We start from the raw sequence: 12,657 nt of genomic DNA, 5'->3' as shown, positions 1-12,657 counted from the left end.
GGGGCACTTTATTTGTATATATTCTATTCTTCCGTTAATTCAGACACTGTTGATTTGAATGTCTCTACAAAAGCCTTTGCGGCCTTGGATAAATATCGTCCGCGTCGATATGCTACAACTAGCGTACGACTAGGCACTGGATCAGCGAGCGGTAAGTAGACTGGAACAAATTCACTCCGCGGTGCACGAGCGATAAAACGAGGAACAAGAGTCACGCCCATGCCTGTTGCCACTAGGGACTGGACGGTTTCCATATTGTTGCTCTCGAAAACGATTCGTGGCTCGAATCCGGCTTTCCGGCACAGTTCCACTGTCATTTTGCGGAAGCCCTGACCTTCCTTAAGTACGATAAAGGGTTCGTCCTTAAGCTCTTCAAGTGAGGTCCGTGTTCCATCTAGGATTCGTTTAGCGAGCGGATGTTCAGGAGGAACAGCGAGATCGATTCTTTCCTCTCCAAGCTCTTCATAAGCCAGAGCAGGAATTTCGAGGGGTAAGGAGAGCAGGCTTAAATCGGTCTGGCCACTTGCCGTGAGTTTCTCTAGGTTCATCGACGAGTCTTCGAGCAGCGTAATTTCTACCTCAGGATAATTTTGTTTGAAAACTGGAAGCACATGCGGCAGAAGATGTGCACCTGTTATCGGCATACTGCCCACAACTACACGTCCAGTGCGCAGTTCTGATATGTCGGACATTTCTTGCCGCAGCAGCTCCACTGCGTCAATGATAATCTGGGCTTGTTCAACGAATTTAGAACCTGCGTAGGTCAGCTCAACGGAGCTGGTATTACGCTGAAACAGCATTACGCCGAGCTCTTTTTCCAGTTTGGAAAGCTGCTGGCTGAGCGAGGGCTGGGCAATATGCAGCTTGTCCGCTGCACGAGAGAAGTTTTTTTCGGCTGCGATTTGCAGCACATACTGCAGTTGTCTCAGTTCCATGTATGAACTCCTTAGGAAAATGATTTACTTATAAGTATATCCTATTGGATTATAGTTTTGTATAGGCAACCCGAAAGAGCCTTCACTTCATCGCTCCTCAGGATTTGCGGGCCTGATTTCAAGAGATTAACCCTCCAACACTGACCGAAGTATCCGATATCCTCTAACAGTATATTTTTAGCGCCGGATCTTGAGAGTATCTATGAAATAACTGTATTTTGTACAGCTATTTCGTATGCAAAAGGGATCATTTTGGTTTTAAGTGTATTCTATACAACTAAAAACTAGAGTTCCCAGCTATAACGCGATAAATCATGAAAATAGCTGTACAAAATGCAGCTATATTCATTAACGAATGATTCACAGGAATATAGCTGTACAAAATACAACTAAACGCACCAACACATCACACTTGCGCATCGCACCAACACATCACACTTGCGCATCGCTTCTACACACTATGCTTGTGCATCGCTTCTACACACTATGCTTGTGCATCGCTTCTACACACTATGCTTGTGCATCGCTTCTACACACTATGCTTGCGCATCGCACCAACACATCACACTTGCGCATCGCTTCTACACACTGCGCTTGCGCATCGCACCTACACATCACACTTGCGCATCGCTTCTACACACTATGCTTGCGAATCGCACCTACACAATACGCTTGCGCATCGCTTCTACACAATACGCTTGCGCATCGCTTCTACACACTACGCTTGCGAATCGCACCTACACATCACATTTGCGCATCGCTTCTAGACACTACGCTTGCGCATCGCACCTACACATCACACTTGCGCATCGCACCTACACATCACACTTGCGCATCGCTTCTACACACTATGCTTGCGAATCGCACCTACACATCACACTTGCACATCTCTCCAACATATAGCGCTTGCGCATCGCTTCTACACACTACGCTTGCGAATCGCACCTACACATCACACTTGCGCATCGCTTCTAGACACTACGCTTGTGCATCGCACCTACACATCACACTTGCGTATCGCTGCTACACACTATGCTTGTGCATCGCTTCTACACACTATGCTTGCGCATCGCACCAACACATCACACTTGCGTATCGCTTCTACACACTATGCTTGCGCAACGCTGCTACACATCCCGCTTGTGCAACGCTGCTACACACCCCGCTTGCGCAACGCTGCTACATACCCCGCTTGCTCATCGCTCCTACATATTGCGCCTCAACATACCCTAACTCAGCTTATAGGTTCAGGCTATCACTTTTATAGATATCATATCTTGGAATTATAAAGACAGGGGTGTTATATTTAGATCATTCAAGAGAGACTCCACGCTCTCTTCCAATGAACGATTCTATTAATGAGGTGAAATTATGAGCAACAAGACAATGTTTGAGAAGATTTGGAAGAATCACGTTATTCATCAAGAGGAAGGTAAACCTAGCATTATTTATATTGATCTGCATTTGGTTCATGAAGTTACTTCTCCACAGGCTTTTGAAGGGCTTCGTCTCAGCAACCGGAAGGTTCGCCGTCCTGAGCTGACTTTCGCAACGATGGATCATAACGTACCAACTAAAGATCGTTTTAACATTAAAGATCCAATCTCCAAGCAACAAATTGATACCCTTTCTAAGAACTGTGCTGATTTTGGTGTAAGACTGTTCGATCTGAATGATATTGATCAAGGCGTTGTACACGTAATGGGTCCTGAAATCGGCTTGACACATCCTGGCAAAACTATCGTTTGCGGCGACAGCCATACCTCCACGCATGGTGCATTCGGCGCGCTGGCATTCGGTATCGGAACTAGTGAAGTTGAGCATGTAATGGCTACGCAATGTTTGCAGCAATCCAAAGCTAAGACTATGGAAGTACGCTTTACAGGCAAACGGAACCCTGGCGTAACAGCAAAGGATATGATCCTAGGTGTTATTGCTAAGTACGGTACTGATTTTGCTACAGGTTATGTAATTGAGTACACAGGCGAAGCTATTCGTGAATTGTCGATGGAAGAACGTATGACTGTCTGCAATATGTCGATCGAAGGCGGAGCAAGAGCTGGCTTGATCGCCCCTGATGAAACTACTTTTAATTATCTGCGTGGACGTCAATACGTACCGCAAGGTGAGGCTTATGATGCTGCTGTAGAAGCATGGAAGAGTCTTGTAAGCGACGAGGGCGCTCAGTACGATACGGTTGTTGAATTTGATGTGGAAACATTGATTCCACAAGTGACCTGGGGGACTAGCCCGGGCATGGGTACTGACATCAACTCCAGCGTACCGAATCCGGCTGACTTCACCACTGAAAATGAACGTAAAGCTGCTGAAAAAGCGCTTGAATATATGGATTTGACTCCTGGAACACCTATTTCTGAAATTCCGATTGATTATGTATTTATTGGTTCCTGCACTAACGGACGGATCGAAGATTTGAGAGCTGCAGCAGTGGTAGCTAAAGGTCATAAGGTGTCTGAAAAGGTTACTGCCATTGTTGTTCCAGGCTCGGGCCGTGTTAAGATGCAGGCTGAGAAAGAAGGACTTGATAAAGTCTTTACTGAAGCTGGCTTTGAATGGCGTGAAGCGGGATGCAGCATGTGCTTGGCCATGAACCCGGATGTTCTGCAGCCTGGACAACGCTGTGCATCTACCTCGAACCGTAACTTTGAAGGACGCCAAGGACGCGGAGGACGTACACATCTGGTATCTCCAGCTATGGCAGCCGCAGCTGCGATCAAAGGTCGTTTCACTGATGTACGTGATTGGAATTATAAGACGGAAGCCGTCAGCTCATAGAACTAGAGAGAACACGGGAGGATAAAACTATGGATGCTTTTAAAAAATTAACAGGAATTGTTGCACCAGTTGACCGGGTGAATGTAGATACGGATGCGATTATTCCGAAACAGTTTTTGAAACGGATTGAACGGACGGGATTTGGACAGTTTTTGTTCTATGAATGGCGTTTTGATGAAGAAGGTAACGATAATCCAGCCTTCGAAATGAATAAACCACGTTATCAAGGGGCTTCTGTTCTGATCTCACGCGCTAACTTTGGTTGTGGATCCTCTCGGGAGCATGCACCATGGGCGATTATGGATTACGGGTTCAGAGTTGTAATTGCACCTTCTTATGCGGATATCTTCTACAATAACTGCTTTAAGAACGGCATTCTGCCGATTAAGCTTTCGGAAGAGCAAGTGGATGAATTGTTCAAACGGACAGCTGAGCATGAGGACTACAAGCTGACAGTTGATCTTGAGAACAACGCTTTACAAGATGAATTCGGACTGAGCATCAACTTTGATCTGGATGAGCACCGTCGTCAATTCCTGCTGCAAGGCTTGGATGATATCGGTTTGACCCTTCAACATGCGGATGAAATTGCTGCTTATGAAGAGCGTCATGCTGCAAAGCTATTCTCTTAAAAAGAGGATATAACTGGTCTGATTCTTAAACTTTACAAAAAATACGCAAAACTTCTATTTCCGGGTGTCGGAAATAGAAGTTTTTTTGCTATAATCGATATATTCATTGGTCATTAAGGAAACATTTGGTGATTTCTGTCGTCTAAATACTTATCTAGGATCTATTACTTGCAGAAGGAGCGGAAAATGAGAATGAGAAGAGCTGGGCTTCGTATATTGCTGCTTTTGTTACTGCCATTATTATTATTATCATCCACCGGACAAGAAGCTGCCGCAGCTGGTAGCAGCGCAGGCAGAATTATTATGGACAATCAGGAACTTGCTTTGCCAAAAGGAATTAAGCTCGAAAACGTAAATGGTAGCGTTATGATTCCGGTCAGAGTGGTAGTAGAGAATCTTGGATTCGAGGTGTTATGGGAGCAGCAGACCCGGAAAGTAACCGTTCAACAGGATGGTAAAAGCATTGAGCTGGCGGTAGGACGGAAAACAGCTGATGCAGATGGGGTGACGTTTGATTTAAATGCAGCTCCTAAGCAGAGTGGCGGCACAGTACTCGTTCCAATTCGTTTCGTAAGCGAGCAGTTCGGCTTAAAGGTGGGCTGGGATAATGTTGATAAAACCGTCTATTTGACAGGTGGACAAGTTAGCAATTCTGCAATGACACCTGAGGGGAATACTACCAATCCAACAGCAACTATTACACCTGTCCCAACTCCAAGTGCTACGCCGGGAAGTGACAACGGGACAACTGCTGGCAGTGTAGTAACTTCACCCAGCCCGACACCAGTTCCACAAACAACTACGGCACCAGGAAGCACAGCAGGAATTCCAACAGGCCCTCTAGTAAACGGGGCAGTATTCACTGAGAATCGGCTTATTATCGCTGTATCGGGGGCTACTAAGCCAAACGTTACAAAAATGAGCAACCCTGATCGAATCGTCGTAGATTTTCCGGGTGCTGCTTTCGATCCGAATTTCATTGGAAGTCTTTCGGGTGTTACCAGCACTGGAGGTCCTCAAGGTAAGCTGGACGTTGTCGGCTACCCGCTCGTTTCTGAGATCCGTTATGCACTGTTCAGTGTGAGTCCGTCCACTGTCAGATTCGTAATTCAAACGGTTGGAAATCAACCGTACCAGCTTAGTACGGATGAAAGCACCGGGCTGGTTACGATTGATTTGAATGTAACTAGCAGCGGAGGCAACACCCCAGGGGCTAATGGAACGTTAGGTAAACCCATTGTAGTTCTAGATGCGGGGCATGGCGGAACTCAATCTGGAGCTGTCAGTCTCACAGGCAAGCTGGAAAAAGACTTCAATCTGGCCGTCATCCGCAAAGTACAAACGCTGTTAACGCAGGAAGCATTAGTTGACGTGGTCTTTACTCGAACGGATGATGCTACCTTGGGGCTTCAGGATCGCGTGAAAATTGCGGAGGCTGCTAAAGCGAATCTCTTTATTTCAGTGCACGCGAATTCGCTAGATGTTGGATATCCAAATAGAGATAAAATAAATGGCAGTGAAACCTATTATTCTCGCAGTGATAGTCTGCCTCTTGCTCAGATTATGCATAAGCATTTATTAGCCGCTACTGGTTTTAAAGACAACGGGATTCGTACGAAAAGCCTACATGTTACACGAGAAACTACTATGCCGGCAGTCTTGCTGGAGGTAGGATATCTTACAAATTCAGGGAATGAGTCGGCGATGTATAGTGAGCAGCTTCAAGAGAAATTAGCGAGAGAAATTGTTGCCGGGATTAAGGAATATCTGGGGCTTTAAGACTTGAGGTTGGTGAGATTTCTCAATTTTTATGGAATATATTCGCAACCTTTATAGATTACCAGCGTCTAATAGAGGTCTGAGGTTGACGGAGACAGGGCACCACGATCGCCATTCACAGGCGAATACTAGATTCTTAGAGGTGAAGAATGAAGAAATTCAGTTTGATGTTGTTTTTGTTGCTCTTTGTGTTGGTTTTGCCTGAGCATGGACATGCTGCTGCCGCGAATAGCAAGATTTATCTGGACGGCAAAGAGATTACTGCAGGGCAAAAAGTACCGGTTGAAAATGTGAATGATACTATCATGGTACCGTTGAGATTGATCTCCGAGAGTCTTGGTTATACCGTGGGCTGGGATCAAAAAAGCAAAACGGTGACGATTGAACAGCAAGGTAAGGTCATCAAACTTATTGTTAATCAAAAGACAGCTTCGGTTGATGACAAAACAGTACAGCTTACCACTGCACCTGTCCTGCGGAGTGATACGACACTTGTACCTATACGGTTCATAAGTGAGCAGTTTGGTCTCACCGTCACTTGGGATAATGCAAAGAAGATCGTGTACCTTATTACCCCAGGATCCTCAAATGAAAACGGAAGTTCAGATGGAAACTCTGGAAATGGTGGATCTGAGGTTGTTCCGCCGGTAGATCCTACTAAGAATTTAACCATGATAAATGGTTTGAGCTTTAGTGAGAATCGTTTGAGCATTGCGATGGAAGGTAATTCAGCGCCAAAAGTAAGTGTAATGACAGGGCCGGATCGGTTAGTTATTGATTTTCCTAATGCCACTTTCTCAGATCTGTTTGGTACGGGACAAGTTCTTGATCCTGATCTGAATGGCAAACTGGAAGTGAAGGATTATCCTGATGTATCAGGCGTCCGGTATTCGCTTTATAGCTCCAACCCTTATACTGTACGTTTTGTAATTGATTTGAATTATCCTAAGAATTATAACATCAGCGTATCTGGAACTGATTCTAAGTTGGTTATCATTGACCTGAATGCAGAAAGTACGGATGATACTTCAACACAGCCAGGTAATGATGGCAAGAAGCTGGTAGTACTGGATGCAGGGCACGGAGCTAAAGATTCTGGTGCAGTAGGAGTAACAGGAAAATACGAAAAGAATTTTAATTTAGCTATAGTACTTAAGACAGCAGCATTGCTGAAAAAAGAAAGTAATATCGACGTCGTACTGACACGCAGTGACGATACATTCTTGGAGCTCAAGGATAGGGCGGCTATGGCTAATAATTTAAAAGCAGATCTATTCATTTCTGTACATGCCAACAGTTCCGCATCTTCTGCGGCAAGCGGGACAGAAACGTATTATCAGCGGGAAGCCAGTAAGGCCTTAGCGAAAGTGATGCATAAGTATCTAGTTGAGGCTACAGGGCTTAGTGATCGCGGTGTACGATACGGGAATTTCCATGTCATTCGTGAAACGAAAATGCCTGCTGTTCTACTTGAAGTAGGATACCTTAGCAATAAGAAGGATGAGACATTGCTCTTTACGGAAGCATTACAAAACAAAGTTGCTGCTTCAATAGTGAGTGGAATCAAGGAATATTTGGGTATAAAATAACAGACCAGTGGCAGACGAGCGCCGCAAAGTCAGCTTTCTGCTTTTATCAATTAAAAGGCAAGAAGTGGTTTTGCGGTACCTGTCTGCCCGTATTCATCTAGAGGAGGCGTTTATTAATGTTTAAACAAAAATGGACTATGGTTGGGGTTGCTGCGCTGCTTCTACTAGTGATTGCTGGCTGTGGAGATAAGCCTACTGCAGCTCCTGCTAATGGAGTGGAGCAAGATACTACAAACGTTGTAAGTGGTGCGGGAGAAAGTACCCCAGCTCCGTCTGATGATCAGGAAACCGAAGTGGCTAGCACTCCGCAACCGACAGCAGATATTACTAATGCAGAAACTCAGCCGTCATCGAAGCCGGTAGAAAATGAGACACAAAAGCAAAGCCAGAGTATTGAAGTTTATTACACAGATTCGCAAATTATGGATTTAGTGCCTGCTAAGACTACGATTAACTACTCTGACGATATTGAGAAATATACAGAGACGTTCAAAGCACTGCAAAGTAATGAGAATACAGATCTTGTACCTTTATGGGGAAAAATTGAGCTGAAATCATTGAAATTCGTAGAGGGGCAAATCGTAATGGATATTCATAAACCAGATGAAGCTCAGCTTGGTGCGGGTGGAGAATCCTTTGCCATTACTTCACTTGCCAAAACTTATTTTCAATTTGCGGAAGTAAAGAGTATCGAAGTTTTAGTTGATGGTGAAAAGGTAGAGAGTCTGATGGGCCATGTGGATCTATTGCATCCTATGACTAGAGATAATTCTTAATTGGTCATGCAACAAAGGAATTAGGCATCTAGCTGACGAATTTTTAAACATACTATTTATTTGAGTCATAGAGAGGGGAATAATCTATTGTCCGCGCAAAAAAGGTCAAAACGTCCATTGAAGGCTTATTCTAATAAAGCAGTGTCGGCTGTTATGGCTGGTGTTATGGTTTTTGGTGGTGCAAGTGCAGTGTTTGCAGACACAGCTGCCACTACACCGACATCAACCACTACTCAATCTGTAGGGATTTTTAGCGATGTGAAGACAGGCTTCTGGGCTGAAAAACATATTTACAAACTCGCTTCACAAGGAATTGTGGTTGGGAATAATGGATTGTTCCGTCCTGGAGATTCTGTAACTCAACAGGAAGCAGTGCTTATGGCCCTGCGGTTTATGAAGTTGCAGGATAAAGTGGATGCTTCTTCTGCGGTAGCATTGCCTACCGATTTTAAGGTTACAAATTATTACAAGGATTATGTTGTGTTGGCTTTTCAACAAGGATTACTCGATAAAGCAACCGAAATGGCTCCAGATAATCTGAAGACTTCTTGGGGAGAGCGTAAAGCATCCCGGGAATGGATTGCGGAGCTGTTAATCCGCTCCCTTGGAAAAAGCGCAGATGCAGCAGGGGCTGCTAGTGAGCCAACTGGCTTTGCAGATGATACCAAAGTGTCTGCCAACAAACGTGGTTACATCAACGTTGCCGTTGATTTAGGCCTAGCCAATGGACTTGATGGCAATCGTTTTGATCCGCAAGGCGCTGTAACACGTGCGCAATTGGCGACTTTTTTCAGTCGCGCTGAAGCTCACAATACGGTTGAATACGACAACACGGTATCAGGAACGATCAGTCAATTAGCAGATGGGAAACTATCCGTCTATAACAACGGAAAGACTTCTACATATACCCTGGGAGCAAGCACTGCTTATTACACAAGTGCTTCTGAAAGCAGAATCAATCTAAGTGATGTCCAACCCTACACTAAGGTTACTGTAATTGGCGCGACATATAACGCGGCTTATGTTGAAGTGACTGACCCTACACAACAAGTAGAGACTCTGTCAGGAAACTTCGCCATGGTAGCTCCAGGTAATAAGCTTTGGTTAAAGTCACCAACAGGGTTCACAGAATACTACTACGATGAGACTACTTCCTTTGTGGATGTAAATGGAGCTGGAATTGAACCTGCTTCGCTGGTAACAGATAGTGTAGTTTCACTGCAACGTGAAACGTATAGTGGTTCACATAAAGTAGTAAAGGTTCAAGTGACTTCAGGGGTTGTTAACAAAACAACAACAGGCACTATTCAAAGTGTAGATCTTACTGGTAAAAGCATTACTTTCAAAAATACTGCGGGTACTGTAGAAACTTTTAAATGGGAAGATGGGACTTCATTATTCAGCTCTCAAGCATCAGTGCTGCAACCTGCAGATTTGAAGACAGGTAATGCGGTCAAATATACGATTCAAGATAATGTGATCCGCACTGTAGAAGTGACAGAAGGTGTTGAACGGACAGTTGACGGGGTACTTACCGAGCTGACTAGTTCCACAGTTGTTTACAAAAAAGCAGACGGAAATCGTGAGGTTAAACTGCTTGGCACTAAACCGACGATTGTTATTCCGAACATGAGTGGAGCAGTAGCTGATGATCTTATTGCTGATGCAGTAGGTGGGGACAAGATTCAGGTTACCCTAAACAGCAGCGATCAAGTCACCAAAATTGAAGTGTTAAGCCGTCAAATTGAACAGTATAGTGGAGCAGCGGTTATAGACTATAATTCTAAAACGCAGCTGTTGACGGTTATGGATACTAACAATAAGGCACATGTGGTTCAGTTGGATGAAAAAACAAAGCTGTCCTATGAAGGTGTACTTCCTAACTTAACTAGCATTGGGGCAAGACTGACCGAGAATCGCAAGGTGAATATAAAGGCAATCGGACAACGTGCGTTATCGTTGGAAGTTGTTACGAAGTATGAAGGAACCGTTACTTCAATCAATGTTGCCTCAAGAACTATAGTTATGAAGCTAAATGACGGACAGAGTCTGACACTGCCAACTCCACAGTTTATTGATATCTTTGGTAAAACGAATCCAACCGTAACAGATGTTCCTGTTGGCAGTTATGTGACAGCCTCGTTAACTGCAAATCAGGACCTTGTGGCTGTCCTGAAAGTAAAGTCAGTTCTTCAGGTTGAAGCAGCAACGGTTAATTCTGGAACCAACCGTTTGAGCATCAAATGGAATGGGGGAACCAGCGAGATCAATACTTATGCTATCCCGATGACCAATGAAGCTGGTGAAAGCATTAAGCTAACAGCTTTAAAATCGGGTGATTATCTTAACGTGACCTTCGATGGAAGCACACCACTGGCTATTCAAGCAATTAAGCTTACAACAGGTCAGGTAAGTTCTGTAGATCCCGCTGGGAATAGCTTGGTTGTGAAAGATTTTGCTGGAGCAACACAGACTTTAGCGGTGAGCGGAGGAGTCAAAATCATACGTGATGGCTCCACAACGACTGCTCTTAGCAACTTGACCACAGGTGACCGAGTAGAGATTCGTAAGGATACGGATGGATCTACAATCGTTCGTGTAATGTCTCAACTTAGTCGAACATTCTCACGCTATGAAAGTGCAACTAACTTATTGTCGACTAAGAGAGCTAATCTAAATGATAAATATCAATTCTTTGTTCCTGCTAATGTATATATTCATCAGGGAGATTCGACTTTATCCGTGCAATCTTTGAAAGAAAATGATAATATTATAATGTATTTCAATAATGATATTTTGGTTGAAATTGTGAAACAATAGTTGCAATGGTGGATTTCTGAGTGAATCACCGTCTTGACACAGGGGGCTTTACCTGCGTCAAGACGTTTTTTTTGAAATATAAGAAAGTATAAGTATTGCTCCTATACTGTATGTCTTATATTTCTCGCTTAAACGCTTACTGTTCTTATAAGGACATTCAAGGCGTTAATACTTGAAATATAATGCCAGTATCGTATGTGTTGAAATGTATGAATCCATACGTTATAATACATACTTTGCTTATATTTCTAACATTTGAGGTGAGACGCTCGTTAGAATTTTCTGAGCGTTTTTGCTCCGTGGAGGGGACACTATGAAAGCTGCAGACGTCCGCCACATTTTGGATACGATTGGAGATTTGTTTCCGGATGCACATTGCGAGCTAAATCACAGTAACGCTTTTGAATTAACAATAGCGGTGCTGTTGTCAGCCCAATGTACGGATGCAACGGTGAACAAAGTGACCGAGGACCTGTTCCAAAAGTACAAAGCCCCCATCGATTATATTTCTGTGCCGCTGGAGGAATTGGAGGGGGATATCCGGCGCATCGGCTTATATCGTAACAAAGCTAAGCATATCCAAAGCCTGTGCTCTATACTCATAGAACAGTATGGCGGAGAAGTGCCTGAGGCACATGACTTACTTGTAACGTTGCCAGGAGTAGGTCGTAAAACCGCTAACGTAGTAGTGTCCAACGCATTTGGAGTTCCTGCCATTGCTGTGGACACTCATGTGGAGCGGGTTGCTAAACGACTTGCATTGGCAGGCTGGAAAGATTCTGTGCTGGAAGTGGAGAAAAAGCTGATGAAGGCTGTGCCACGTGATGAATGGACGCTCACGCATCACCGGCTAATCTTTTTTGGACGATATCACTGTAAGGCTCAGAATCCAAAATGTCAGGTTTGTCCGCTCCTTGATGTATGTCGAGAGGGCAAAAAACGTATGAAAACGGCTGTCGTCAGGAAAGCTAAAGATCATACGCCAAAAAGTTAAAAGTTAGAGTTGAAGAAGAGGATGGGATAGAGATGAAATGCATTTCTGTATACACAGATAATTTTGAGGTATTCTCGGATATTTTTGACCGCGTAGTGGAAAGCCCGCTGGAAGAAAATGAAGAGCAAGAAGTAGAGGGCATTACGATCAGTCATTCCGGTGATGTGCCTGAGCACTATCTGGAGCGTATGTCTGTAAAACCAGAGGTTGTCGTAATGAGAGACAAATCTCGTGGATTGACTATTCTGCAGCACGGAAAAGTATTCGAAATTCTGTTGCCTGTTTTGGAAACTGCATAATTGAGAAGTGACCTGAAATGGAGTCAGCCCTTGGGGC

The 12,657-nt window shown here is 44.2% G+C and carries 9 protein-coding genes; 8 read left to right on the top strand and 1 reads right to left on the bottom strand.

The features are described from left to right. Positions 1–23: 23 nt before the first annotated feature. Positions 24–935, bottom strand: a complete 912-nt coding sequence (locus tag MKX34_RS21410) for a LysR family transcriptional regulator (protein ID WP_076101451.1) — start codon at positions 933–935, stop codon at positions 24–26. Between the two features lie 1,371 nt (positions 936–2,306). Between MKX34_RS21410 and leuC the strand changes: the two genes are divergently transcribed. From leuC to MKX34_RS21370, 8 genes are all read left to right on the top strand, one after another. Further along, positions 2,307–3,731, top strand: coding sequence for a 3-isopropylmalate dehydratase large subunit (gene leuC, locus MKX34_RS21405; RefSeq protein ID WP_076297407.1), 1,425 nt, complete (start codon positions 2,307–2,309; stop codon positions 3,729–3,731). Between the two features lie 29 nt (positions 3,732–3,760). Then, entirely contained in the window at positions 3,761–4,363 is a 603-nt protein-coding gene (leuD, locus tag MKX34_RS21400) for a 3-isopropylmalate dehydratase small subunit (protein WP_036676325.1), read from the top strand. A gap of 186 nt (positions 4,364–4,549) precedes the next feature. After that, positions 4,550–6,142 (top strand): N-acetylmuramoyl-L-alanine amidase family protein, encoded by a 1,593-nt coding sequence (locus tag MKX34_RS21395; protein ID WP_143763777.1) that lies wholly within the window; start codon positions 4,550–4,552, stop codon positions 6,140–6,142. A 149-nt stretch (positions 6,143–6,291) separates the two neighbouring features. Then, a complete protein-coding gene (locus MKX34_RS21390) occupies positions 6,292–7,731 on the top strand; it encodes an N-acetylmuramoyl-L-alanine amidase (RefSeq protein WP_038572397.1) in 1,440 nt (479 codons plus the stop codon). A gap of 116 nt (positions 7,732–7,847) precedes the next feature. Next, the gene (locus tag MKX34_RS21385) at positions 7,848–8,507 is read left to right on the top strand and encodes a GerMN domain-containing protein (protein ID WP_076297409.1); all 660 of its coding nucleotides are present in this window, start codon (positions 7,848–7,850) and stop codon (positions 8,505–8,507) included. Between the two features lie 87 nt (positions 8,508–8,594). Next, positions 8,595–11,327: an S-layer homology domain-containing protein gene (locus tag MKX34_RS21380; protein ID WP_081384044.1), complete on the top strand. Its 2,733-nt coding sequence runs from the start codon at positions 8,595–8,597 to the stop codon at positions 11,325–11,327. Positions 11,328–11,640: 313 nt separating this feature from the next. Then, positions 11,641–12,321, top strand: coding sequence for an endonuclease III (nth, locus tag MKX34_RS21375; protein ID WP_036676333.1), 681 nt, complete (start codon positions 11,641–11,643; stop codon positions 12,319–12,321). A gap of 32 nt (positions 12,322–12,353) precedes the next feature. Then, positions 12,354–12,620, top strand: a complete 267-nt coding sequence (locus tag MKX34_RS21370; RefSeq protein WP_036676334.1) for a hypothetical protein — start codon at positions 12,354–12,356, stop codon at positions 12,618–12,620. Positions 12,621–12,657: the final 37 nt, after the last annotated feature.

This window comes from Paenibacillus sp. FSL R5-0636, assembly GCF_037974255.1.
Classification (GTDB): domain Bacteria; phylum Bacillota; class Bacilli; order Paenibacillales; family Paenibacillaceae; genus Paenibacillus_AQ; species Paenibacillus_AQ odorifer.
The sequence above is the reverse complement of the archived record's forward strand: the minus strand, read 5'-3'. Positions and strand labels throughout refer to the sequence as shown.